General features: G+C 64.6%; 23 protein-coding genes. 15 read left to right on the forward strand and 8 right to left on the reverse strand.

Features of this window, described 5'->3' with window-relative positions; all coding sequences use genetic code 11:
• The first annotated feature begins 7 nt into the window (after positions 1–7).
• From denD to AC5ZFO_RS07415, 10 genes are all read left to right on the forward strand, one after another.
• Positions 8–994: a D-erythronate dehydrogenase gene (denD, locus tag AC5ZFO_RS07370; RefSeq protein ID WP_282518111.1), complete on the forward strand. Its 987-nt coding sequence runs from the start codon at positions 8–10 to the stop codon at positions 992–994.
• Positions 995–1,023: 29 nt separating this feature from the next.
• On the forward strand, positions 1,024–1,998 hold the full coding sequence (locus AC5ZFO_RS07375; RefSeq protein WP_282518110.1) for a sugar kinase: 975 nt from the start codon (positions 1,024–1,026) through the stop codon (positions 1,996–1,998).
• Between the two features lie 26 nt (positions 1,999–2,024).
• Entirely contained in the window at positions 2,025–2,675 is a 651-nt protein-coding gene (gene eda, locus AC5ZFO_RS07380) for a bifunctional 4-hydroxy-2-oxoglutarate aldolase/2-dehydro-3-deoxy-phosphogluconate aldolase (RefSeq protein ID WP_282518109.1), read from the forward strand.
• A 57-nt stretch (positions 2,676–2,732) separates the two neighbouring features.
• Entirely contained in the window at positions 2,733–3,902 is a 1,170-nt protein-coding gene (locus tag AC5ZFO_RS07385) for an acetyl-CoA acetyltransferase (protein ID WP_028169791.1), read from the forward strand.
• Between the two features lie 123 nt (positions 3,903–4,025).
• Positions 4,026–4,232 (forward strand): hypothetical protein, encoded by a 207-nt coding sequence (locus AC5ZFO_RS07390; protein WP_282518108.1) that lies wholly within the window; start codon positions 4,026–4,028, stop codon positions 4,230–4,232.
• Between the two features lie 120 nt (positions 4,233–4,352).
• Positions 4,353–5,567 (forward strand): CaiB/BaiF CoA transferase family protein, encoded by a 1,215-nt coding sequence (locus tag AC5ZFO_RS07395; protein ID WP_282518107.1) that lies wholly within the window; start codon positions 4,353–4,355, stop codon positions 5,565–5,567.
• The gene (locus AC5ZFO_RS07400) at positions 5,564–6,700 is read left to right on the forward strand and encodes a thiolase family protein (protein ID WP_282518106.1); all 1,137 of its coding nucleotides are present in this window, start codon (positions 5,564–5,566) and stop codon (positions 6,698–6,700) included. Before AC5ZFO_RS07395 ends, AC5ZFO_RS07400 begins: the two co-directional genes overlap by 4 nt.
• The gene (locus tag AC5ZFO_RS07405) at positions 6,697–7,056 is read left to right on the forward strand and encodes a Zn-ribbon domain-containing OB-fold protein (protein ID WP_282518105.1); all 360 of its coding nucleotides are present in this window, start codon (positions 6,697–6,699) and stop codon (positions 7,054–7,056) included. The genes AC5ZFO_RS07400 and AC5ZFO_RS07405 overlap by 4 nt, the downstream gene beginning before the upstream one ends.
• 511 nt (positions 7,057–7,567) lie before the next feature.
• Positions 7,568–8,095 (forward strand): carboxymuconolactone decarboxylase family protein, encoded by a 528-nt coding sequence (locus tag AC5ZFO_RS07410; RefSeq protein ID WP_282518104.1) that lies wholly within the window; start codon positions 7,568–7,570, stop codon positions 8,093–8,095.
• A 26-nt stretch (positions 8,096–8,121) separates the two neighbouring features.
• On the forward strand, positions 8,122–8,424 hold the full coding sequence (locus AC5ZFO_RS07415) for a nucleoside triphosphate pyrophosphohydrolase family protein (protein ID WP_282518103.1): 303 nt from the start codon (positions 8,122–8,124) through the stop codon (positions 8,422–8,424).
• A gap of 191 nt (positions 8,425–8,615) precedes the next feature.
• On the opposite strand, the gene glsA is transcribed toward AC5ZFO_RS07415, so the two are convergent.
• The 4 genes from glsA to AC5ZFO_RS07435 form a co-directional block, all read right to left on the reverse strand.
• A complete protein-coding gene (gene glsA / locus AC5ZFO_RS07420; protein ID WP_282518102.1) occupies positions 8,616–10,463 on the reverse strand; it encodes a glutaminase A in 1,848 nt (615 codons plus the stop codon).
• Between the two features lie 21 nt (positions 10,464–10,484).
• On the reverse strand, positions 10,485–12,683 hold the full coding sequence (locus tag AC5ZFO_RS07425; RefSeq protein ID WP_282518101.1) for a TRAP transporter permease: 2,199 nt from the start codon (positions 12,681–12,683) through the stop codon (positions 10,485–10,487).
• Positions 12,684–12,725: 42 nt separating this feature from the next.
• Entirely contained in the window at positions 12,726–13,889 is a 1,164-nt protein-coding gene (locus AC5ZFO_RS07430; RefSeq protein WP_282518100.1) for a TAXI family TRAP transporter solute-binding subunit, read from the reverse strand.
• Between the two features lie 166 nt (positions 13,890–14,055).
• A complete protein-coding gene (locus AC5ZFO_RS07435) occupies positions 14,056–14,277 on the reverse strand; it encodes an acyl-CoA carboxylase biotin carboxyl carrier protein subunit (protein WP_282518099.1) in 222 nt (73 codons plus the stop codon).
• Between the two features lie 94 nt (positions 14,278–14,371).
• Between AC5ZFO_RS07435 and AC5ZFO_RS07440 the strand changes: the two genes are divergently transcribed.
• Together AC5ZFO_RS07440 and AC5ZFO_RS07445 are read left to right on the forward strand one after the other, a co-directional pair.
• On the forward strand, positions 14,372–15,346 hold the full coding sequence (locus AC5ZFO_RS07440; RefSeq protein WP_282518098.1) for an IclR family transcriptional regulator: 975 nt from the start codon (positions 14,372–14,374) through the stop codon (positions 15,344–15,346).
• Positions 15,276–16,835, forward strand: a complete 1,560-nt coding sequence (locus AC5ZFO_RS07445; RefSeq protein ID WP_282518097.1) for an acyl-CoA carboxylase subunit beta — start codon at positions 15,276–15,278, stop codon at positions 16,833–16,835. The genes AC5ZFO_RS07440 and AC5ZFO_RS07445 overlap by 71 nt, the downstream gene beginning before the upstream one ends.
• 511 nt (positions 16,836–17,346) lie before the next feature.
• On the opposite strand, the gene AC5ZFO_RS07450 is transcribed toward AC5ZFO_RS07445, so the two are convergent.
• Positions 17,347–17,622, reverse strand: coding sequence for a DUF3303 domain-containing protein (locus AC5ZFO_RS07450; RefSeq protein WP_282518095.1), 276 nt, complete (start codon positions 17,620–17,622; stop codon positions 17,347–17,349).
• Positions 17,623–17,841: 219 nt separating this feature from the next.
• Entirely contained in the window at positions 17,842–19,317 is a 1,476-nt protein-coding gene (locus tag AC5ZFO_RS07455) for an FAD-binding oxidoreductase (RefSeq protein WP_282518094.1), read from the reverse strand.
• Between the two features lie 609 nt (positions 19,318–19,926).
• On the opposite strand from AC5ZFO_RS07455, the gene AC5ZFO_RS07460 reads away from it, so the two are divergent.
• From AC5ZFO_RS07460 to AC5ZFO_RS07470, 3 genes are read left to right on the forward strand one after another with little or no spacing between them, the layout of a single operon-like run.
• On the forward strand, positions 19,927–21,351 hold the full coding sequence (locus AC5ZFO_RS07460; protein ID WP_282518093.1) for a TadE/TadG family type IV pilus assembly protein: 1,425 nt from the start codon (positions 19,927–19,929) through the stop codon (positions 21,349–21,351).
• 10 nt (positions 21,352–21,361) lie between these two features.
• Positions 21,362–21,919: a TadE/TadG family type IV pilus assembly protein gene (locus AC5ZFO_RS07465; RefSeq protein WP_282518092.1), complete on the forward strand. Its 558-nt coding sequence runs from the start codon at positions 21,362–21,364 to the stop codon at positions 21,917–21,919.
• Complete coding sequence (locus AC5ZFO_RS07470) at positions 21,919–22,572, forward strand: TadE/TadG family type IV pilus assembly protein (RefSeq protein ID WP_282518091.1); 654 nt, start codon at positions 21,919–21,921, stop codon at positions 22,570–22,572. The genes AC5ZFO_RS07465 and AC5ZFO_RS07470 overlap by 1 nt, the downstream gene beginning before the upstream one ends.
• A gap of 116 nt (positions 22,573–22,688) precedes the next feature.
• On the opposite strand, the gene AC5ZFO_RS07475 is transcribed toward AC5ZFO_RS07470, so the two are convergent.
• Both AC5ZFO_RS07475 and AC5ZFO_RS07480 read right to left on the reverse strand, forming a co-directional pair.
• Positions 22,689–23,489: a type 1 glutamine amidotransferase domain-containing protein gene (locus AC5ZFO_RS07475; protein ID WP_282518090.1), complete on the reverse strand. Its 801-nt coding sequence runs from the start codon at positions 23,487–23,489 to the stop codon at positions 22,689–22,691.
• A 112-nt stretch (positions 23,490–23,601) separates the two neighbouring features.
• Positions 23,602–24,975: an aldehyde dehydrogenase family protein gene (locus AC5ZFO_RS07480; RefSeq protein WP_282518089.1), complete on the reverse strand. Its 1,374-nt coding sequence runs from the start codon at positions 24,973–24,975 to the stop codon at positions 23,602–23,604.
• Between the last annotated feature and the right edge of the window lie 81 nt (positions 24,976–25,056).

Here is a 25,056-nt window from a genome sequence, read left to right on the forward strand (position 1 = left end):
TAGGCTCTTGCACATTCTGGTTCTGGGCGCCGCCGGCATGGTGGGCCGTAAATTGTGTGAACGGCTGTTGCGCGACGGCCGGCTCGGCAAGAGCGACATCACCAAGCTGACCATGCACGACGTGGTCGAGCCCAAGAAGCCGGAAAAGGCCGGTTTCCCCGTCGAGACCGTGTCAGGCGATTTCGCCGTGCCGGGCGCAGCCGAAAAGCTGATCGCCGGCCGCCCCGACGTGATCTTCCATCTCGCCGCGATCGTCTCCGGCGAAGCCGAGCTCGATTTCGACAAGGGCTACTGCATCAATCTCGACGGCACGCGCATGCTGCTCGATGCCGTCAGGCTCGTCGGCGGCGGCTACAAGCCGCGCGTGGTCTTCACCTCGTCAATCGCGGTATTCGGCGCCCCGTTCCCGGATGCGATCGGCGACGAGTTCTTCCACACCCCGCTGCTCAGCTACGGCACTCAGAAGGCGATCGGCGAATTGCTGCTCGCCGACTATTCGCGCCGCGGCTTCCTCGACGGCATCGGCATTCGTCTGCCGACCATCTGCATCCGGCCCGGCCTGCCCAACAAGGCGGCATCGGGCTTCTTCTCCAACATCCTGCGCGAGCCGCTGGCCGGCAAGGAGGCGGTCCTCCCGGTCTCCGAGGACGTCCGCCACTGGCACGCCACGCCGCGTTCCGCCGTCGGCTTCCTGCTCCATGCCGGCACCATGGACCTCGCCAAGGTCGGTCCGCGCCGCAATCTGACCATGCCCGGCTTTTCGGCGACGGTCGGCGAACAGATCGCTGCGCTCAAGCGGGTGGCCGGCGACAAGGTCGCCGCGCGCATCAAGCACGAGCCGGATCCGTTCATCGTCGGCATCGTCGGTGGCTGGCCGCGTAATTTCGAGGCGAAGCGGGCGCGCGAGCTCGGCTTCACCACCGAAGAAAAGAGCTTCGACGACATCATCCGCATTCACATCGAAGACGAGCTCGGCGGCAACTTCGTCGCCTGACCCAACCGATGAACAGCGTGGATATGACGATGGCGAGCGTTGCTTGCATCGGTGAATGCATGGTCGAGCTCCGGCAGGCCCAGGGTGGACAGTCCAGCGGGCATGGCCAGGGCGGTGGCCTGTACTCGCGCGGCTTCGGCGGCGACACCCTCAACACGGCGGTGTATCTGGCGCGGCTCGAGGTCAAGGTCGACTATCTCACCGCGCTCGGCGACGATGCCCTGAGCGACGAGATGATCGCGGCCTGGAATGCGGAGAGCATCGGCACCCGCCGCGTCGTGCGGCTGCCGGGCAAGCTGCCCGGCCTCTACATGATCCAGACGGATGCGAAGGGCGAGCGCCAGTTCTTCCACTGGCGCGACAGTGCGGCGGCGCGCCAATTGATGAGCCTGCCGGAGACGGACGAGCTGCTCAACTCGCTGATGAGCTACGACATCGTCTATCTCTCCGCGATCACGCTCTCGATCTACGATGCGCCCGGGCGCGAGCGCCTGTTCGCGGCGATCAAGCGGGCGCGCCTGCTCGGCACCCGCTTCGTGTTCGACACCAATTTCCGCGCGCGGGGATGGCCGGACCGCGACGTCGCCCGCGAGGTCTTCGCCGCGGCGTTTGCAACCGCCGACATCGTGCTGACCTCGACGGAGGATCTGCTCGCGCTCTATCCCGGCGAGAGCCAGGACCAGCTGATGGCACGCATCCCGAGCCCCGAGCTGGTGTTCCGGCTGGCCGAGCCGGTCAGCCTGCTGCGCTTCCCCGGCGGTACCAGCGAGGTCCGCGCCGAACCGATGACAAATCCCGTCGTCGACACCACGGCGGCCGGCGACAGCTTCGCCGCGGCCTATATCGCCGCCCGGCTTGCCGGTTCCGAGCCGGTCGAGGCGGCCCAGGCCGGGCATCGCCTCGCAAGCCTCGTGATCTGCTATCCCGGCGCCATCATTCCGGGCTATGCCATGCCGCCGAAGAAGCGGCACCGGCCGGGGACCACGCGTCAAGCGACCAAGTAAAGCGACCTAGTGAAACGAAAGCCAAGATGACCACGACTGCCCAACAGAACCACCTCGTCGCGCTGTTCAAGGCTGCGACCGTCATTCCCGTCCTCACCATCGAGCGCATCCAGGATGCCGTGCCGCTGGCGAAAGCGCTGGTGGCCGGCGGCGTCCGTACGCTGGAGGTGACCATGCGCACCCCGGTTGCGATCGAGGCGGCGCGGGCGATGATGGCCGAAGTCCCCGAGGCGGTCGTCGGCATCGGCACGATTCTCAATCCGGCCGATTTCGTCCGTGTCGAGAAGCTCGGCGTCGCGTTCGGCATCAGCCCGGGCCTGACCCCCGATCTCCTGAAGGTCGCCGCGGACAGCTCCCTGCCGTTCGCGCCGGGCATTGCCACGGCGTCAGAACTGATGCTGGCGCTATCCTACGGGCTCGACGTCGCAAAATTCTTCCCGGCCGAGCAGGCCGGCGGCATCAAGGGCCTGCGCGCGCTGGGCGGGCCGTTCCCGAACGTGCGGTTCTGCCCGACCGGCGGTGTGGGCGAGGCCAATGCGGCGACCTGGCTTGCCGAGCCCAATGTGGTCGCGGTCGGCGGTTCCTGGCTGTGCCCGGCGGCGGAGATCAAGGCCGGAAACTGGGCCGGCATAACTGCCATCTGCCAGCGCACCCTCAAGGCCCTGAAAGCAGCGTGAAGTCTTGCGGTCGGTGGGCTAAGATTTAGCTCAGTAAGAGTCCCCAGGGAGATGACCATGACCGCCAGCATCGTCGGATGGGCGCATACGCCGTTCGGCAAGTTCGACACCGAGACCGTCGAAAGCCTCGTCACCCGCGTGGCCAATGAGGCGATTGCGGATGCCGGCATCTCCGCCTCCGACGTCGACGAGATCGTGCTCGGCCATTTCAACGCCGGCTTCTCGCCGCAGGATTTTACCGCCTCGCTGGTGCTCCAGGCCGACCCGAAGCTGCGCTTCAAGCCGACGACCCGCGTCGAGAACGCCTGCGCCACCGGCTCCGCCGCGGTCCATCAGGGCCTGCGAGCGATCGACGCAGGCGCGGCCAGGATCGTGCTCGTCGTCGGCGTCGAGCAGATGACCCGCACCCCGGGGCCTGAGATCGGCAAGAACCTGCTCAAGGCGTCCTATCTGCCGGAAGACGGCGACACCGTCGGCGGCTTCGCCGGCGTGTTCGGCAAGATCGCCAGCTCCTATTTCCAGAAATACGGCGACCAGTCCGATGCGCTGGCGCTGATCGCGGCCAAGAACCACAAGAACGGCGTCGCCAATCCCTTCGCCCAGATGCGCAAGGACTTTGGCTTCGAGTTCTGCCGGGCCGAGAGCGAGAAGAACCCCTACGTCGCGGGTCCCCTGAAGCGTACCGACTGCTCGCTGGTCTCCGACGGCGCCGCGGCGCTGGTGCTGGCCGATGCCGAGACCGCCAAGGGCATGAGCAAGTCGATCGGCTTCCGCGCCACCGCGCACGCCCAGGACTTCCTGCCGATGTCCAAGCGCGACATCCTCCAGTTCGAGGGCTGCACGGTCGCCTGGCAGCGCGCGCTGGAGAAGGCGGGCGTTGCGCTCACCGATCTCTCCTTCGTCGAGACCCATGACTGCTTCACGGTCGCCGAGCTGATCGAATACGAAGCGATGGGCCTGACGCCGAAGGGGCAGGGCGCCCGCGCCATCAAGGAAGGCTGGACCCTCAAGGACGGCAAGCTGCCGGTCAATCCGTCCGGCGGGTTGAAGGCCAAGGGCCATCCGATCGGCGCCACCGGCGTCTCGATGCACGTGATGACCGCGATGCAGCTCGCCGGCCAGGCGCCCGAGGGCATGCAGCTCAAGAACGCCAAGCTCGGCGGCATCTTCAACATGGGCGGCGCGGCGGTTGCCAACTACGTCTCCGTGCTGGAGCCGCTGAAGTAAGGTCTCGTAGGGTGGGCAAAGGCGCGTTTGCGCCGTGCCCACCTTTTTGTTGCGCTAGATCAAGGTGGGCACACTACGCTTTGCCCATCCTGCGGCTGTTGAGTGATTGGCAGGGAACGCATCATGGGCAATGACTACGAAGACTCGCTGTCGATAGACGCACTCAACGATCGCATCGCGATCCTCGAGGACAATATCCGGCAGCTCATCGAGCAGGCCGCTGCCGCCTCCGGCGAGCAGAACGAGTCGCGGATCGCCGACCGGATCAACCAGCAGAACGATGAGCTCGACCGTCTCATCAAGATCCGCGAAGCCCGCCAGAAGAAATAGCGCCGCATCGGCCTGCGCATGCGGCCATACCCCGGCCGCCCTTGCGCGCGCGGCGTCGCTGCCCTTAGCTGGACCGAAATCGCAGGGCCAGGTTGAGCTCGCGCAATCGGGAGCGAACGGATGGGGCCGCTGAAGGGCATCAAGGTCGTGGACATGACCACCGTGCTGATGGGTCCCTATGCGACCCAGATGCTCGGCGACTACGGTGCCGACGTGATCAAGGTGGAATCGCTCGACGGCGACGTCACCCGCCTGATCGGCCCGACGCGCCATGCCGGCATGGGCCCGGTGTTCCTCAACACCAACCGCAGCAAACGCTCGATCTGTCTCGATCTGAAGAAGCCCGCCGGCCGCGAGGCCGTGCTGCGGCTGCTGAAGGACGCCGACGTTCTCGTCTACAACGTCCGCCCGCAGGCGATGGCGCGGCTTCAGCTCGGCTACGACGTCGTCTCGAAAATCAACCCGCGCCTCGTCTATGCCGGCGTGTTCGGCTTCGGCCAGGACGGGCCTTATGCGGCAAAACCCGCCTATGACGATTTGATCCAGGGCGCGACCGCGCTGCCCGCCTTGATGGCGCAGACCGGCGACGGCGTGCCGCGTTATGTGCCCAACGCGCTGGTCGACCGCATCGTCGGTCTCACTGCGGTCGGCGCGATCTGCGCCAGCCTGGTGCATCGGGATCGCACCGGCCGCGGCCAGCGCGTCGACATCCCGATGTTCGAGACCATGGCCGGCTTCGTCATGGGCGACCACATGGGCGGTCTCACCTACGAGCCGCCGCTCGACAAGGGCGGCTATGCCCGCCATCTCTCGCGCGACCGCCGGCCCTACAAGACCTCGGACGGCTATCTCAGCGTCATCGTCTACAACGACAAGCAGTGGGAGAACTTCTTCAAGGCAACGAGCCGCGACGATCTGCGCGCCGACCCCAAATTCGCGACATTCGCCGGCCGTGCCGCCAATATCGACGTCGTCTATGCCGAGCTCGCGCGCATCTTCGAGACGCGCACCACGGCCGAGTGGATCGATTTGCTGACCAAGGCCGACGTGCCCGTGATGCCGATGCACGACCTCGCGTCGATCCTGCATGATGAGCATCTGGAAGCCACCGGCTTCTTCCCGGTCGTGAACCATCCGACCGAAGGCCCGATCCGCAGTATGAAGGTGACGGCGACCTGGTCAGAGACCGAGGCGGAGCCGGTGCGACTTGCGCCGCGGCTCAACGAGCACGGCGCGGAGATTCTGCGTGAGGTCGGCTACTCCCCGGACGAGATCGCCGCGCTGGTCCGCGATGGCGTCACGCGCTCGCCGCAGCAGCAGGGAGGGGCATCGTGAGCTTCGTCACCGGCGTCGGCCTCACGCCTTTCGGCAAGCACGAAGGCTCATCCTCGCTCGACCTGATGAGCCGGGCCGCACAAGCCGCGCTCGACGATGCCGGGCTGAAGCGCGCCGAGATCGACGGCATCCTCTGCGGCTACTCCACCGTCTCGCCGCACATCATGTTGGCGACCGTCTTCGCCGAGCATTTCGGCATCCGCCCGTCTTACGCGCATGCCGTGCAGGTCGGCGGCGCCACCGGTCTCGCAATGACGATGCTGGCCCATCACCTCGTCGAGGCGGGCGTCGCGCGCAACGTCCTCGTCGTCGCCGGCGAGAACCGGCTCACCGGGCAGAGCCGCGACGCCTCGATCCAGGCTTTGGCGCAGGTCGGCCATCCCGATTACGAGGTGCCGCTCGGCCCGACCATTCCCGCCTATTACGGCCTGGTCGCCACGCGCTGCATGCACGAATACGGCGTGACGGAAGAAGACCTCGCCGAATTCGCGGTGCTGATGCGCGCGCATGCCTGCACTCACCCCGACGCGCAATTCCACGATCCCATCACGGTCGCCGATGTCATGGCCTCGAAGCCGGTGGCAATGCCGCTCAAGCTGCTGGACTGCTGCCCGGTGTCAGACGGCGGCGCGGCATTCGTCATCAGCCGTGAGCGGACCGGCGAGACCGCCGTGCGCATCCGCGGCTGCGCCCAGGCGCATACCCATCAGCATGTGACGGCCGCGCCCGCGCTCAGCGAGCTCGGTGCTGAAATCTCCATCGCCCGCGCCAAGGAGGCCACCGGCCTTGCGATCTCCGACGTGCGCTACGCCGCGATCTACGACAGCTTTACCATCACGCTCGCCATGCTGCTGGAAGACCTCGGCCTTGCCGGCCGCGGCGAGGCGGCTGCGCGCGTGCGCGCCGGCCATTTCAGCCGCGACGGCGCGATGCCGCTCAACACCCATGGCGGCCTTCTCAGCTATGGCCATTGCGGCGTCGGCGGTGCGATGGCGCATCTGGTCGAGGCGCATTTGCAGATGACGGGGCGGGCGGCTAGCCGCCAGGTGCGCGATGCCTCGATCGCGCTGCTGCACGGCGACGGCGGCGTGCTGTCGTCCCACGTGAGCATGTTTCTGGAGCGCGTGCGATGAGCGAACGAATCGCGGACTGGACCAAGGGTGAGCAGGCCATCACCTTTCAGACCTGCGGCGCATGCGGCCATGTGCAGTATTTCCATCGCGCCTTCTGCGCGGCCTGCGGCGCGCCCGATCCGCGCGATGCGCGCGCCAGCGGCAAGGGCAGGGTCTATGCGACCTCGCTGGTCTGCCGCGCCGCCACGCCCGAGACCCGCGCGCACGTGCCCTACAACATCCTGCTGGTCGATTGCGCCGAGGGCTTTCGCATGATGGCGCATGGCGAGCCGAATCTAGCTATCGGTGATGAGGTCACCGCGAGCTTCCCGACATTCGCCGGCAAGCTCGTGCCGTTTTTCAGCAAAAGGAAATAGAGTAGGATCCGTCATTCGGGGGCGGTCCAAGGGACCGAGCCTGGAACGGGATTCTGGGCTTGGCCTGTGCGAGAGCCACCCCGGAATGACGAAAACACTCTACGCAACTCTTGCTAACGCCCGTAGAACAAGATGCTGGCGATGACGAGCATCGCCGTCACCGCCAGCATATGCGCGAGCGCTTCCGAGGCCGCCCCCTTGGTGGCTTCCTTCATGCCTTATTCTCCCTAGACTTGGGCGTGACTCATCGTTGCGCGGCTAGCGCACCCGACGGTCAATTGTTTTTACTCGGAACACCCCTTGCGAGTATTCACCGTGATTTGTCCCCACGCGGCGAATATCGACTGTGCCAAGGTCGATCAGCAATGCGGCGGCATTTTGACTCGATGATGTTGCTGTTGCGGTCACGCCAGAATACAGTTTCGTGGAACTCTCGCCGCTAACGACAAAAAAGCATCAAAGGCCCAAGGTAATCTTCAAGGAAATCGTCAGGGAAATCTTCAGGTAAATCATGGCCCGTATCAACTACAGCGACCCGATCAAGGCGTCCGACCGCACCCGCGAAATTCTCGACAAGAACCGCAACGCCAACATCTTCCGCATGATGGCGCACTCGCCGAGCTACTTTGAGCAATATTGCCGGCTCGGCGGCGCCATCCGCCACAAGGGCGAGCTCGATCCCATCGTGCGCGAGCTCGCGATCACCCGCACCGGGATTTTGTGCGAGGCGCCGTATGAGATCGTCGCGCACAAGCGCATCGGCAAGAATGTCGGCGTCACCGACGAGCAGAACGAAGCGCTGGAGAACTGGCAGGCCGCGGCCTGCTTCAATGAGGTGCAGCGCGCCGCACTCGCCTTCACCGACGAGATCGTGAAGCTGAAGAAGCCGACGGATGCGACGTTCAAGGCGATCGCATCGAAGCTGACACCGGCCGCGCTGGTCGAGCTCCAGCTTTCGGTCGGCTTCTACATCATGACCTCGAAATTTCTGGAGACCTTTGAAATCGACCTCCAGCCCGTCACGGAAGTGGTGGGCTGATCCAAAAACTGTGGCGAGGTTTGCCAATGACGATCGATGAATACGCGGTCTGGGCCGCGAGCATTGCGAAAGTCGATGAGCATCCGTCCAACGAGCGGCTGTCCTATCTCGGGCTCGGCCTCGCCGGCGAATCCGGCGAGGTCGCCGAGCACATCAAGAAGCTGCTCCGCGATGACTGGCTCGACAAGGCGGGTCTCGTCGAAGAGCTCGGCGATGTCATCTATTACTGGGCCTGCCTGTGCGCGGCGACCGGCCAGCAGCCATCCGAATTGCTCAAGGCCAGCGCCGCCAAGATCAAGCGGCGGATCAGCGAGGCCGCGAGCCGCTGAGCAAGAGGCGTACGCTGGGGCACCGACAGTCTCCGCAGCGTCATGGCCGGGCTTGTCCCGGCTATCCACGCCTTGCCACGCAGCAAAAGAACGTGGATGCCCGGGCCTTCGCCGCGCCGAAGCGGCTTCGGCCGCGCAGGCGGGACAAGCCCGGGCATGACGGCCTCTTGTGAATGAACCTCGGCCAGCCTTTACGTCGACGTCAGGATATCCACCTTGGCGTTGGCGACGATCAGGCGGTCGGCGAGCAGCTGCGCCAGATTGCGCATGACGCGTTCGCTGGCGCGCGGGTGCTGCTTGCGGAAGCGCTCGAAATCCTTCAGCGGCACCTCGAACGCGGTTGCCGACATATCCGCGAACACATCGGCCGTGCGCGTCGGCTCCAGCAGCCCCATCTCGCCGAAGGCCATGCCGGCGGTCAGCGTCGCCAGCCGCACGCCGTCGGGCAGGGTGACATGCACGGCGCCGCTGCGCAGGAAGAACAGGGACTCGGCGGGGGCGCCCGTCGTGATGATCTTTGCCCCGGATGGAAAGGTCCGGATCGCGCAGATCGAGGCGAGGTCGGTCAGCTCTTCCTCGCTCATGCCTGATAGCAGCGGCTGTTCAGCAAGCTCGGTGGTCTCGTGGAAATCGATCGAGCCGCCATAGCGGTAGACGATCTGGTCTTCCGCCCATTCGATTGCGGTGTCGAGCAGATAGAAGTCGCGGACGTTCTTCAGCTCCGCCGTCCATTCCCGCAGGCTGTCCCACTCCTTGGAAGCGCGTCGGACGCCTGAAATCACGACGGTCACGTTCAGCGCCGCCAGCTCCTCGAACGCCTCGGCCACGAGCCGCGCCCCGGCGCGGGTGGTGGAGGTGACGCGGTGGAGATCGAAGATCACGATTTGCGGCCGCGGCTGTCCGGCGAGCCTGCGTGAGACATAATCGACCGCCGACAGCGACAGCGTGCCGACCAGCTCGATGACCCGCACCTCCTGCTCGTGCGCGGCCAGAATCTCGCGCTCTTGCGGCCGGCGCACGCGCCGCGACGGGCTCTTGCCGATGTCGTAGTCGGCGATGACGGCGTTGCGGGCGTCGTCGCTGCGGTTGAGCATGTGCAGGTCGTAATGCGAGGACAGCGCCTCGCAGACCTTGATGCCGCGCACGCTGTTGCCGTGCTTGTCGAGCTTGGGCGAATAGCTGCCGAGGCCGAGGCGGGCGGGGAGTGCCGCCAGAATGCCGCCGCCGACGCCGCTCTTGGCGGGAATGCCGATCCGGTAGATCCATTCGCCGGCGTAGTCGTACATGCCCGACGACGTCATCACCGACAGCGTGCGCGAGATCGCGTAAGCGCTCAGCACCTGCTCGCCCGTCACCGGATTGACGCCGCGGTTGGCGAGCGTTGCCGCCATCACCGCAATGTCGCGCGCCGTGACCAGCACCGCGCATTGCCTAAAATAGACGTCGAGCACACCCGCGACATTGTCCGAGATCACCGCATTGGTCTTGAGGAGGTAGCCGATGGCGCGGTTGCGGTCGCCGGTCTGGCTCTCCGAGCTGTAAACGGCCTCGTCCACCGCGAGATCGCGGCCCGCGAAGCGGCTGAGCGCGAGCCGAATCTGCTCGAAGGCTTCAGGGCCCTTGCTGTCATAGATCAGCCCGGTGCAGGCGATCGCGCCGGCATTGACCATCGGGTTGAACGGATGGTTGTCGGAATTGAGCCGGATCGAGTTGAAGGGATCGCCCGAGGGCTCGACGCCGATCGCGCTCTCGACGCGGCCGGCGCCCAGGAGGTCCAGCGCCAGCGCGAACACGAACGGCTTTGACATCGACTGGATGGTGAAGGGCACCCTGGAGTCGCCGACCTCGTAGACATGGCCGTCCAGCGTCGCGAGGCTGATGCCAAAATGGGCAGGGTCGGCCTTGCTCAGCTCGGGGATGTAGTCGGCGACGGCGCCTGCGGTCTCGGCCGAGAATTCGTTGAGACAATTGCCCAGAAACCGCAGCAAGGGCGGCTTCGAGCGGGTCCAGGCGGAGGCGGCAAGCGAGAGCGGTGTCATCGCCCCTGTTTTGCAACGCAATCAGGGCACGCGCAACCCGTCCGGCACCACGGCCTGCCGCCGAACCAGCAGCAGGGCGATCAAGACCGTGGGCACCAGGATCGCGAGGCCGAGCAGCGTGACCTGCATCTGCGACAGCGGCATGATCCCGCCGCCAGGCGTGGCCACGACAAAACCGCCGATCACCAGCAGCACCCGCAAAGGCCACTCCATCAGGCCGGCGCCGCGAAGGTCGCCGACATAAGCCTGGTAGCCCTGGATGCCGCCGCAGATGAAGACGATGCCGAAGCAGGCAAGTCCGGTCAGCCCGAATGCCTCCAGATACGGATTGCTGCCCTGAAGCAGTAGCGCCGGATTGAGCACGAAGAAGAACGGGATGAAATAGATGATGCTGCCGACCCACATGCTCTCCCAGCCCGTCTTCATCGCGGGCGCGCCTGCGATGCCGGCCGCCGCGAAGGAGGCGATCGCCACCGGCGGCGTGATCGAGGACAGCATGCCCCAGTAGAAGATGAACATGTGCACGGCCATCTTGTTCAGCCCGAGCTTCTCCAGCGCCGGCGCCACCAGGATGGCCAGGAAGATGTAGCAGGAGGTCGTGGTCAGCCCGAGCCCGAGGATCAGGCTGGTGATGGCGCACATGATCAGCAGCAGGAAGGCATCGCCCCCGGCAATGCTGAGCAGATCGTTGGCGAGGCTCGAGATCACGCCGGTGAGCGAGAAGGCGCCGATCAAGAGGCCACAGCCGGCGAGGATCGCGATCAGCTCGACGAAGGTCTTGCCGTTGAGCTCGAGGAAATGCAGCCAGCGCGCGCCGCCCCAGTTCTTGCCGGGGAAGAACTCGTTCAGTGCCGCCAGCAGGCACATGCCCCACAGCGCCGCGTTGAGCACGCCGAACCAGAACATCGCAGCCGTTGCCGCGATCGAACCGGCGAGCACGAGCGTATTGCCGGTCTTCCAGCGCGCCGGCCCGGACCATTGATGCAGGATCACGAGCAGCACGGAGGCATAGAACGGCGCGTGGCTCTCGCGCTTGAAGTAGAGCAGCATCACCACGAGCACGACGATCACGAAGAGATAGTACCAGCCCTCTTTGAAAGCGTCCCAGAAGCGCGGCAGCTCGGCGCGCGGCAGACCTTTCAGCTTGTGGCGGGCGGCATAGGCGTCGACCTGCGCGAACAGGCCGACATAATAGAGGATCGAGGGGATGGTCGCGGCGAGCGCGACGTCGGCATAGCCGGTGTTCATGAACTGCGCCATGACGAAGGCGGTGGCGCCCAGCACCGGCGGCGCCAGCACGGCGCCGGTCGAGGCGCAGGCCTCGATCGCGCCGGAATAGGACGGCGTGAAGCCGGTCTTCTTCATCGCGGGGATCGTCATCGTTCCCGCCGTCAGCACGTTGGAAACGATGCTGCCGCCGACGGTGCCGAGCAGGCCGGAGGCGAACACGCAGACCTTTGCCGCGCCGCCGCGGAAGGTGCCGCACATCGCGAAGGCGATGTTGATGAAGAATTTGCCCGCGCCCGTCATCATCAGCGCGGTGCCGAAGACGAGGAAGCCGATCACGGTGTCGGCAAAGGCCTGGATGGGAATGCCGAGCAGGCTCTCACCGGAGAGCATGTGATAAGACGTGGTCTGCTGCAGCGTCGATTGCGTGCCGCGGAACGGTCCGAGCCAGGAAGAGTCCGCAAACAGCGGATAGAGCGTGAAGGGCAGCACGCTGAGCAGCAGGCTCCAGCCGCCGGTGCGCCGCAGCGCCTCCATCAGCACGAACCACATCACGAGCCCGGCGGCGATGACGCTGCCAGGCGCGCCATCGAACTCCCAGCCGAATTGCGCGGCCTTGCGGATGTTGAGCATCAGCCAGATCGCCGAGCCGAAGGTCGCCGCGAACAGCAGCAGGTCATACCAGGGGATGCGGTCGAGCGGCGCCTTCTCCGATCCCGGAAAGATCAGGAAGGTGAACGGGAGCATCAGCGCGATCAGCAGGTAGAAATATTCGGTGTTGAGCTGTGTGTAGTCGATGAAGAACCGCAGCGAGAATTGCTGGTTCACACACAACAGAATGGTGGCCGCGGTGGCCGCCATCAGCACCCAGCGCCACGCGCCCTTCAATGTGCGGACGCGCGTGACCTCGGCTTCCTGCAGGTCGGCGGCGGCGCCGGGATGCGGGTCCTCGAATTCAACCTTCGTCGCCGGCGCTGCCGCAGTCTCTGACATCGGCGCTCTCCTCAAACAGTTCTGCGGCAGGCAGCTTGACGGTCAGTCAAACCCGTTCGGCATGTCGGCCTTGGCCAGCGCCGTGGCGCGCGCCTTCATCCAGCCTTCGAGGAAGGCCTTTTCGTCCGACGGCGGATTGGACCTGCTGTAATCCGCCCACGCCGCACCAAGCACGTCCTGTCGCTTGAACAGCTTGTTGTTGTGGGCGTCCTGCGCGTCAGACCATTGCCCGGCTTCTTTCAAGGCCTTCACCGCGCCGGGATGCACGGGCACCACCCAGTTCTTGGTCTGCCGGTCGGAGGCGAGCCCGCCGGCGCCCGGTGCAGAGTCCTTGTAGGCGTCGTAGTTCGCGATCATCGCCTTGGTCATCGCATAGACCTGGTCGGCCGGTTGCGAGGCATAGGCGACGAAGATCGGATAGGGGTAGTTGCCGAGCTCGATCGGCTTGTCCGGCGTGATGCCGGCGCCGCAGGTTGCGGTCTGCGGGAAGAAGAACGAGCCGACCTTCTGCATCCGCGCCCAGCCTTCCTTGTCCTTGGCGGGCAGTGGCGGCCAGACCAGGCCACGCGGCGAGGTCTCGGCTTCCTTGGCGGGGCCGGTGATGGTGGTGCCGAAGGCGGCGTCGGTGTCGTTGTTGATCAGGCCTTTCCACATCGCGCCGTAGCTCGCGAACTCGACGACCTTGACGTCCTTCTGCGTCAGGCCCGCGAAGGCGAGCACCGCGAGCGAGTTCTGGTTCAGCGCGGGCGAGCCGACCACGAAGCCGACGCGCTTGCCTTTCAGGTCTTTCAGATCTTTCACGCCGCTATCGGCTGCGACCCCAAGCGAACCGCAATTGCAATCGACGCTCGACAGCATGATCTGGAGCGGCTGCGGGCCCCACTCCTTCGAGCCGAATTCGAACACGCCTTCCTGCGCGAAATAGGTGCCCGATCCCATCGCGGATGACGCCGCGCGCTTGGCGCGCAATGGTGCAAGCCGCGCGACGTCGTTGCCTGCGGGCAGCACGCGCACATCGGTGCCGTATTTGTCCTTCATCATCTTGCCGACGCCGACCGCGATGTTGAAGCCGGCGGTGCCGGTGTCATAGGCGGTGAACGTCAATGTCGCCGGCAGCTTGCTGTCTTCGGCGCTTGCATAGCGTGTAGACGCAAAAGAAATGCCCGCAACCAAGGCGGGCGCGAGCATGGTCAGCCCACGAAGCATGTTTCCCTCCAATGATCCCCGCGTTTGCCGCGAAGAGTTTCATTCTTTGTTTGAAACAGATTTTTGTTTGAAACGATCATGTCATCGCGATCAGGCGATGGCAACGCCGTACCGCGAACGCGGCGATGAGGCAGACAGATTGTCGCGGAAGCAACGGATAATGCAGTCAGTTTGCGACGATCGCGATCGCCTGTCCTTCCGCGACGACATCGTCGAGCTTGACGAGCAGCGATTTGATCGTGCCGCTCGCAGGCGAGGGCACAGGTATCTCCATCTTCATGGCTTCGACGATCACAACGTCATCACCATCCGCAACGGTTCCGCCAACTTGCACGGGAGTTGAGCAGATGCGACCCGCGACCTCCGTGACGATCTTAATTTCTGGCATGCCATCGCCTTTTTGTTGTCGTCGCAAAATGCCTGAGGTAGCGTCGTCTGCAAGTGGAATTTAATTCCGCAGAGCGGAACGAACGGTAGGGAACATGGGACGACGATCGGAGCGGTTAAGCAGGCAAGGTGCGCTCGCTGGCGATGCCGGCGAGGGTGATGTCATCCAGGTGGTGTCGCGCGCGTTCGACGTGTTGCGATGCTTCGAGGGCCACGAGGCCCGACTCGGCAATCTCGAGATTTCAAATCGCTGCGGCCTGCCGCGCTCGACGGTGTCGCGGCTCACGCACACGCTGACGCGGATGGGGCAGCTCGTGTACCTGCCGCGAGACCAGAAGTATCGCATCGGTCCGAGCGCGGTGGCGATGAGCGCCTCGATGATGAAGGGCGCGCAGCTGCGCAGCATGATCCGGCAGCGGCTGCAGGAAGTCGCCGAGCAGCTTCCGGGCACGGTCGGCTTCGTTGTCCCCGATCGCTTCCATCTGGTCTATCTCCAGTTCGCGCGCTCGGCGGCTGCGCTCGGCCTGCACGAGGGCACCGGCAGCCGCATCTCGATGGCCTCGACGGCCGCGGGCGCGGCCTTCACGGCGGCGCTGGCGCCTGAAGTCGGCGATGCCTTCATCACGGACATGGAACGGGAAGCGCCCGAAGCTGCAAAGATCCTGAGGCCCCGCATCGAGGCCAACAGGCAGTCGTTGCTCGAGCGCGGATACGTCGTGGCCTGCGGCCTGTGGAGCCCGCACATCAACGGCCTCGCGGTGCCGATCTGGTCGCCGCAGTACCAGACCTTCGTCGTCATCACGATCGGCCTTCTGTCGTCGATGTATGACGAGCAGCGTCTGCATGCCGAAGTCGCGCCGCTGATGCTCGCGCTCGGCCGTTCGCTCGGCAGCCTGATGGAGGGCGCGGAAGGCGACGTCTTCAACGCCCGTATCTCACGCAAACCGGTCGCAATGGCCGTACATAACAATAACAAGCCGATCAATTCGGAGGGAGTGAATGAACTGGAAGCCGGAACTCGACGAGCTCGCCCGGCGCGAAGCCTTCGCGCGGGAGATGGGCGGCGTTGACAAGGTCAAGCGTCAGCATGACCAGGGCCGACTGACTGTTCGGGAGCGTATCGACAGACTGATCGACAGCGGCAGCTTTCACGAGATCGGTGCCGTCTCCGGCATCGGTGAGTACGATTCCCGCGGCGAGTTGCAGAAATTGACGCCGGCGAACTGCGTGTTCGGCCGCGCGCGCGTCGAAGGCCGCACGGTCGTCGTGGTCGGCGACGACTTCACCGTCCGCGGCGGCTCGGCCGATGCGTCGATCTCGGCCAAGCCGTTGATGGCGGAGGAGATGGCGCATGATTTCCGTCTGCCCATCGTCCGAATCATCGAGGGCTCCGGCGGCGGCGGCTCGGTCAAGACCATCGAGACCAAGGGCGCGGCCAATCTGCCGGGCGGCATCGGCGGCACGCGCTGGTATCGCTTCACGACGGAAAATTTGTCGCGCGTGCCGGTCGTCGCGCTCGGTCTCGGCTCGGTCGCTGGCCTTGGCGCGGCGCGCCTTGCCGCCAGCCACTATTCCATCATGACCAGGAAGTCCGCGATGTTCGTCGCGGGGCCGCCGGTGGTGAAGGCGCTCGGGCAGGACCTCTCGAAGGAGGAGCTCGGCGGCGCCGACATCCAGACCCGCGCCGGCGCGGTCGATCACGCCGTCGACACGGAAGAAGAGGCGTTCGCCTGCGCGCGGCGCTTCCTCTCTTATCTGCCGTCATCGGTCTACGAGCTGCCGCCGACCTTGCCGTGCACCGACAATCCGGAGCGTACCGAAGAAGCCCTGATGAATGCGGTGCCGCGCAACCGCAAGCAGGTCTACAAGATGCGGCCGATCGTCGAGCAGGTCGTCGACAAGGGCTCGTTCTTCGAGGTCGCCAAGAATTTCGGCAAGCCGATCATTGTCGGTCTCGCCCGGCTCGAGGGCAGGGCGGTGATGGTGCTTGCCAGCGACAGTTTCCACTATGGCGGCTCGTGGACCGCGGATGCCTGCCAGAAGGTGGTGCGTTGGGTCGACTTCGCCGAAACCTTCCACCTGCCGATCGTCTATCTCATGGACTGCCCGGGCTTCATGATCGGCCTCGATGCCGAGAAGGCGGCCACCATCCGCCACGGCGTCCGTGCCATGGCCGCGGTCAACCAGACCACCGTGCCCTGGTGCACCGTGATCCTGCGCAACGCCTTCGGTGTCGCCGGCGTGGTGCATCAGCCGGCCGACCGCTTCTCGATCCGCTACGCCTGGCCGTCGGCCTATTGGGGCTCGCTGCCGCTCGAAGGCGGCATCGAAGCCGCCTACCGCGCCGACATCGATGCGGCCGAGGACAAGGCGGGCAAGCTGAGGGAGATCGAGGATCGCCTCAACAAGCTGCGCTCGCCGTTCCGCTCCGCCGAAAAATTCTGGGTCGAGGAGATCATCGATCCCAGGAAGACAAGGTCGCTGCTGTGCGAGTTCGCAAGGCTCGCCGAGCCGCTGCGAAAGGCCGGGCCGCCGGAGAAATTTTCGATCAGGCCGTAGGCTGCGGTCACTGCCAGCAACCGGGTGCGCGCGAAGCGAGGCCCCCGATGACAGGCTCCGCGAAGCAATCCAGACTTTACCCGCGGAGGCCGTCTGGATTGCCTTCGTCGCCTCGCTCCTCGTGGAGCGACGCGATGAAAGTCGTGATGGATGGAACCATTCGCGGCTCAGCGCATTCAAACGCGCATGAGGAACCTGTATTTCGGCATCGGGGCTCTCGCCGCCGCGCTGGTTCTCTTTACGATTTGGTTGGGCCAGCATGAACGGGAGGCATCGATCGATCGCCTCGAGCAATGGGTGATTCCACGCTCGCCACCTGAGCGCTAAAGGAATCGCGGCCGTCACTGACGACCCTATCGAAATACCCACAAGCACAGTAGCTGTAAGCCGCCAGACGGGAGCGACCACGCCTTCCGCCGGACAGATCGACATTCTAAACCTGCCGGGCATGCCACTGCCGCCGGTCTTCGGCGGCAATGGCATGAGGATTGACGGTTAGCGCTTTTGACGATTAGCGCTTGGGCAGCGAGGCCATCACTTCGCCCGCGTCGCCATCCTCCAGACAGGGTGTGACGGTCAATGGGAGCAGATCAGCCCACTGTGCGTGCCAGCGATACATCGCCTTTGGATCGCTCGATTCAGAGATCGCAAATCCCTGTCCGTTCATGCCATGCCACCGGCCCAGCATCTTGACGCCTTCGGGTGGCGCTCCGCCGGTTTCCAGAAAGCGGCTGACGGCCGCATTGAAGGTGCCTTGCGGTACACTCCAGGTTGTAATGAATTTCATGCGATTCTCCCATAATCTGAATTATTGGATGAATGCCGCGGCTGCGCCGCCCGCGCACAATAGCGCTGGCGTGTCGAATGACAACGGCGAATGAAGCCGTGGGTTAGTGCGATGCGGAAGCCGAAACGGACTTGGTCGTGTGTCCAAGGCGAGTGTTCGTGTTCTGCTACCGCTCTGACATCGACGCAGCCGAAGACGACGCGGCGAAGCGTCACCTCATCACAGCCGTAGCACCTTGCCGGGATTCATGATGTTTTGCGGATCGAGCGCGCGCTTGATGGTGCGCATGATGTCGAGCTCGGTCTTCGAGCGGTAGTGACTGAGCTCGTCGAGCTTGTCGATGCCGATGCCGTGCTCCGCCGAGATCGAGCCGCCCATGGACGTGATGAGATCGTTCACGGCCCGCGTGATGGCGGACGAATATTGGGTCAGCGTCTGCTGATCCATGCCTTTGGGGCCCATGAACGAGAAATGCAGATTGCCGTCGCCGATGTGCCCCAAAGGATAGGGGCGGATGGTCGGAAGAATGTCGAGCACGGCCTTGAGCCCCTGGTCGATGAACCCGGGAATCCTGGAGATGGCCACCGACACGTCGTAGCTCAGTCCCGGCCCCTCGGCACGGGAGGCCTCGGCGACGCTTTCCCGGATGCGCCACATGTTGCGCGATTGATTTCCGGTGTGCGCGATCACCGCGTCGAGCACGCGGCCGGCCTCGAGCTGATCGGCGAGAAACTGCTCCAGCTTCTCGGTCATGCCCTCGGTCCCGTCCTGTCGGGCCCGCGAGGACGACCATTCGAGCAGGAGGTACCATGGCGTGTCCGCCTTGAGAGGATCCTGGGTGCCGGGGATATGGCGCAGCACCATGTCGATGGCGCTGCGGCTCATCAGCTCGCAGGAGCCGACATTGTCCCCTGATGCAGCATGGGCTTCGGACAGGATCTCCAGCGCCGCGCGCGGATCGCGGATCGCCAGCCACGCTGTGCAGATGTCCTTCGGTGCCGGCCATAGTTTGAGGACAGCCTTGGTGATGATGCCCAGCGTTCCCTCGGCGCCCATGAAGAGGTGCTTGAGGTCGTAGCCCGTGTTGTCCTTCTTGAGCGCACGCAGTCCGTCCCAGACGTCTCCGTTGGCCAGCACGACTTCGAGCCCCAAGACGAGATTGCGGGCATTGCCATAGCGGAGCACCTGCACGCCGCCGGCGTTCGTCGACAGATTGCCGCCGATCATGCACGAGCCCTGGGCGCCAAGGCTGAGCGGCAGGAACCTGTCGTGACGGCTTGCCGTCTCCTGAAGCGTCTGGAGAACGCAACCGGCCTCGACCGTCATCGCGTAGCCGACGGCATCGACGTCCAGCACGCGGTTCATGCGGCCGAGCGACAGCACGATACCGGTGTGCGCCGGCCAGGGCGTGGCCCCGCCCATCAGGCCGGTGTTGCCACCCTGCGGCACGATCGCGACGCCGTGCTCATGGCAAAGCCGGACCACTCTCGAGACTTCCTCGGTGCTGCCAGGACGAACGACGGCGCCCGCGCCGCCAACCAGCGATCCACGCCAGTCCGTCACGAACGGCTGCTTGCCGTGCTCGTCCTCGATGAGGCCCTTCTCGCCGACGATCGCGCGCAACGCATCGCGCATGCGGACAGTCAAAGGAGCGGTCGGGATGGTGGGTAGGGACGACGGGAAGGCAGCCGGCATTTTGTTTCCCCTGGCGCATCTTGGTGTGCACTGCGCACGTGACGTGCGGGGGCATTCTCCACGTTTGCGGCGGGGAGTCTAATGGCAATGTGGCGCGTACCTGCCTTTGCGGGCCCCTCACCAAGAGGGCTGGATATCTCGCCGCAAGGCGCGACCTCATCCTGAGGGCCCGCCGGAGGCGGGCGTCCCGAAGGATGGGCCGCAGGCGAGCTGCCGCCACGTCTTTCCTCGTATGCGTTGGGCCTAGCCTCGAAAGCGGTATCGCAGCCGGCGTGCCGCGCCGACATCGACGCCGCCTGCGGCCGCTTACGGAGGCGGCACCCGCTAGCGCCGGCGTTAGGCCGTCTCGACCTCACCGGAGGCCGCTTACCCCTCAATCTCTGCGATCGCGTTTAAGCGACGTTAATGATGTCCTCTCGATATGGAACATCCCACTCGGTTGCACTCCCTGTTTGTGGATTGCCCGTAAGTGTTGATTAAGAAGGCCATATCCATATTCCAGCCTGCGATTGGCGGGCTGACCGGCAGCGGTCATCCCACCGGTTGCCCCGATCAAAAGACTTTAGGAATTTGCTCTCTGCCGCCACGACGGCAATCAGGATGAAGGTCATGCTCCGCCGGGTAGTGCTCCGTTTCGCAAGAGACCGGAAGGCCAACATCGCCGTTATCTTCGCCCTCACGATGGTCCCGATCGTCTTTCTCCTGGGCATGACGCTCGACTATACGCAGGCCGTCCGCAAGCGCGAGCAACTGAACGCAGCCGCCGACGCGGCCGCGATCGCAGCCGTGCGGCCGGCGATGCTGACCCAGACCGACAAGACGGTCGTCCAGGCGACCGCCGCAGCCGTCTTTGCAGCGAAGGCGAATCTTCCCGGTCTGACGGCGACGCCGACGCCGACCATCACCGTCACGGATTCCGGCCTCGCGCGGAGCATCACGGTTTCCTACATCGCGCATTCCGTCAATAATTTCCCCAGCGTTCTCGGAAAGCAGACCTGGGACGTCTCCGGCTCCGCAACGGCAAAGGCGTCGAGCGCGCCCAACATGAACTTCTACCTGCTGCTGGACGACTCGCCTTCGATGGCACTTGCTGCGACGCAGGCCGACATCACCAACATGATCGCGGCCACGAAGAACCAGCCCAGCTACGCGAAGAATTGCTCGTTCGCCTGCCATGAGGCGCGTCCCAACAATGCAACGGCCAGCTCGACGAACAAGGACAATCTCACCGTCGCACGCGCAAACAACATCACGCTGCGCATCGATCTCGTGACCAACGCCGTTACGCAATTGCTGAAGGGACCCTGGACGTGCCCGCAGGCGGGTGTGACGGGCGGCGTCATGCAGTGCATGTCGGCGCTCAACAACACGACCTACAAGGCCGCCATCTACACCTTCGACTACGCCCTCAACACGGTTCAGATGCTGACCACCCCGGACACCGCTGCCACGAAGATCAACAACATTCAGCTCCTGACGGTCGACCACCAGAACTGCCCCATTGTCGACAGCAAGGGCAACTGCACCTACACCACCGACTACGGCACGGACATCTCGGGCGGGCTCACGGGCGTCAACACCGTGATGCCTGCGCCGGGCACCGGCACCAATCAGGCGGGCGATACGCCGCAGGAAGTGGTCTTCCTCGTCACCGACGGCGTCGAGGACAAGCTGATCCCGAAGACGGGGGGCTCCTGCGACCCCAATGCCACCTATGCGCTTCCGACAGCCAACTCGACGACCTTGCGATGCCAGCAACCGCTCGACACGACGGTCTGCACGACGATCAAGAACCGCGGCATTCGCATCGCGGTCCTCTACACCGAGTATCTGCAGCTGAGCGACAGCTGGTACACGAGCCGCATCTCGCAGTTCAACAATCCGACCTCGTCGACCGGTACGATCGCGACACGGCTGCAATCGTGCGCGTCGCCCGGCCTGTATGCGAGTGTGCAGACAGGTGGCGACATTTCCGCGGCGCTGACCAACCTCTTCATCAAGGTTGCGTCCAGCACGGCCAGCCTCGTGCAGTAGGGAAGGGGCCATGACCCGACAGGTCACGACTACGAAAAGACGCCGCAACCGCTGCGCCGCCTTCGCCGGCGATAGCCGCGGAGCCACGGCCGTCGAATTCGCGCTGGTTGCCGCGCCGTTTCTCGCCCTCATCATCGCGCTCATCCAGACGTTTCTGGTTTTCTTTGCCCAGCAGATGCTTGAAACCGTGGTGCGCCAGTCGGCGCGTCTCGTCATGACGGGGCAGGTTCAGTCGGCGCAGATGAACCAGGCGGTTTTCAAGCAGAAGGTCTGCGATCAGATCGTGATCCTGTTCAATTGCAGCGGTCTGATGGTCGACATGCAGGTCGCGACGTCCTGGTCTTCCGCGAACACGGCGACGCCCTCGCTGACGTTCGACGGCTCGGGCAATGTGACCAATAGCTGGCAATACGATCCGGGCGATTCCGGCGATATCGTCGTTCTCCGCGTCATGTATGTCTGGCCGGTCGTGCTCGGTCCGCTCGGCTTCAATCTCTCGAACCTTACCAATGGCAACCGGCTGCTCATGTCGTCCGCCGCGTTCCAGAACGAGCCAGGAGCCACCTGATGATCTCCGCCCTGTCGTCCCGCGCTCGGCAGATGTTGACCGATGTACGCGCCGTTGCAGCGACGGAGTTCGCCATCGTGACGCCGTTCATGCTGGTGCTCTATGTCGGCGGTGTCGAGCTCGGGAACGGGCTCGCCATGAACGTCAAGGTCAGCGCGACCGCGCACAGCGTTGCCGACATGATCTCGCAGAACACGGCCGTCACGTCGACCCAGATGGACGGCATTCTCGCTGCGGCGAGCTCCATCATGGCTCCCTATCCCATCAAGAACGGCAGCACCTCGCTGATGACGATCACGGTCTCCGAGGTCTCGACCGACAGCAATGGCAACGCGACGGTGCAATGGAGCAAGTCGACCAGTACGTCGGGGGCGAGGGCCGCCGGTCAGCAGATGACCTTGTCGTCCTTTACCGCGCCGGGCGGTACCAGCAATGCCAACATCTCGCTCATCCTGAGCGAGGTGTCCTACGACTACGCGCCCAACCTCGGCTTCACGATCGCCGGTACGGTGAAGCTGTCCGACAGCTATTACCTGTTCCCCCGCTGCTCGACGAATACCCCCGCCACGTCGAGTTTTCCCTATTACGACATAAAATATCCGGCGGCGAAGACCTGCACCTGCGTGCAGCACTTGCAGCAGAAGACCTGTTAGTTTCACGGAACGCGGTCGAAAGAAGCCGGATGCCGCTGAGGCAAGCTTCTGTCCCGATTTCCTCCCGGCCCCTGTGCGCAATTGCGCACCAGGCCGGGATACATTGGGGTGAACGCCTACGCCGCCACAGTGACGCGGTCGAGCGCTGCGATCAGCTTTGCCGCGATGGGATGGTCTGACCGCGGATTCTGGCCGGTGATCAGCTCGCGGTCCTCGACGACGTAGGGCTCGAAATCGACGGCGCTTCGGCTGACCTCGGCACCTGCGGCTCCCAGCGCGTCCGGCATGGTGAAGTAGATCTTGCCGTGCAGGAACTGCTCCTCGATCGGTATCTCTTCCGAGGCGGTGAACACCGTCATCTTGTATCCCGCATATTGCCAGCCCTTGCCCAGCTCCGCGATCTTGGCCTTGTCGCCGGCGATCAGGGCGGCACGATAGGCCTTGGCGTCGGGCAGGGCGGCCAGCGTCGCGATCGGTCCGTGGCAGAGCAGCGCGGTGATCTTCTTCCGTTCATGAAAATATCGCAGGATCTTGCCGAGCTCGGCATCCTGCATGAGGTCGACGACCGGACCCTGGCCGCCGGGGACGAAAACGGCGGCATATTGATCCAGTCCGCCGTCCACGATCGCGCGCAACGTGCGCACGTTGGTCATCGACGGGTCCTTGTCGAAGAAATCGCGTCCCCGCCGGTAGGCTTTCTCGTCGCCGCCGAAATGGGCCGCATGATCGGAGGCCGGATCGATGTATGGTTGCTTGCCGTTCGGCGTGGCCAGCACCACCTCGTAACCGGCATCGACCAAGGCCATCGCGGGCACGACGGTCTCGTTGAGATATTGGCCGGTCGGCCCGGTGCCGCCGCCCTGGATCTCGATACGGGTTGCATTGGAGCCGACAACGAGCACTTTTCCTTTGGACATGGTGTCTCCTGACTGTTGGATTCATCAATTGCCAGCGGCACCCTCGATCGCGGCAAGGGCTGTCCGGGCCACTTCTTCGTCCTGCTCCACCGAGCCTGCGCTTGTGCGGCGACTACCTGAACACGATCATCTTCTCCGCCGTCATCTCGTGCATCGTGTAGGGAATGCCGCCCACGCCATGGCCGGACACGCGGCGGCCCGCGAACGGCATCCAGTCGGTGCGGAAGGCGGTGTGGTCGTTGATCATCACCGCCGCCGCGTCGAGGCGCTCCGCCGCATCGAGCGCGACCGCGAGATCGCGCGTAAAGATGGCGGACTGGAATGAGACCGGAAGCGAGTTGGCTTCCGCGATCGCGTCGTCGATGCGATCGAACGGATAGACGCAGGTCACCGGCCCGAACACCTCCAGCGTGGAAATTTTGGCATCGCGCGGCGGCGAGATCAGGATCGATGGCTTGAGCGTGGTCTCGCTCAACCGGCCGCCCCCGATCTGTCGTGTCCCGGCCGAAACCGCCTCATTGATCCAGCCTTCGACACGCGCAACCTCCTGCGGCGTAATCAGCGGTCCCACCTCTGTCTCGGGGAGCGTCGGGTCTCCCACCTTCAGGGCCTCGACCCTGGCCGCGAAGCGGTCGACGAACTCCTTCTGAAGCGCGGAATGCACATAGATGCGCTGGACCGACACGCAGACTTGCCCCGCGTGGTAATAGCCGCCCTTGGCGATCGGCTCGATGATCTTTTCGAGGTCGGCGCTGCGGTCGACGATGAGGGGCGCGACACCGCCGTGCTCGAGGGCGCAGCGTGCACCGGGGGTGATGACCGATCGCAGATGCCAGCCGACGCGCGCCGAGCCGATGAAGCTCAGGAAGGCGACGCGTGGGTCGGTCGCGAATTTTTCAGGCAGGCTATGATCCTCCGGGAGGAACGTCTGCACCCAGCCTTCGGGCATGCCGGCTTCGTGGACGAGCTTCACGAGCTCGACGCAGCACAGGGGCGTTGTGCCAGCCGGTTTGACGATGACAGGGCAACCCGTCGCGATCGCCGGTGCGATCTGGTGAACGATCAGGTTGAGGGGATGATTGAAGGCCGAGATCGCTGCGACAATGCCGATGGGTTCCTTGATGGTCCATGCCCGCCGGCCATCGCTTGCGGGCGTCAGGCCCATCGGGACCTCGACCCCGCCGCGGGTCCGCAAAAAATCCGCTGCCGAGCGGATGCCGTCGATCGCCCGATCCGTCTCGATCAACGCATCCGTGAGCGGCTTGCCGCCTTCGCGCGCGATCAGGAGACCAAAATCCTGCCGCTTCGCCGAGACCAGATCGGCGAGCCTATTGAGAATGGCGATCCGCTGATGCGGCTTCAGCCAGGCCTTTCGGTCCGCGAACAGCTTTCGCGCGGTCTCGAACTTTGCCTCCAGCGCGGCGGCGTCGTCACTGCCGAGCTCGGTGATCTCTTTTCGGTCGAAGGCCTGTACAATCTTGATCATCATTTTCTCCACGCCGTGTTGTGCTCTTCGCCTGGCGTCCACTATGGCATGGGGCGCGGTGTGGCCAATGTCGCGGATTGG

This window comes from Bradyrhizobium sp. Unk1, from assembly GCF_059512345.1.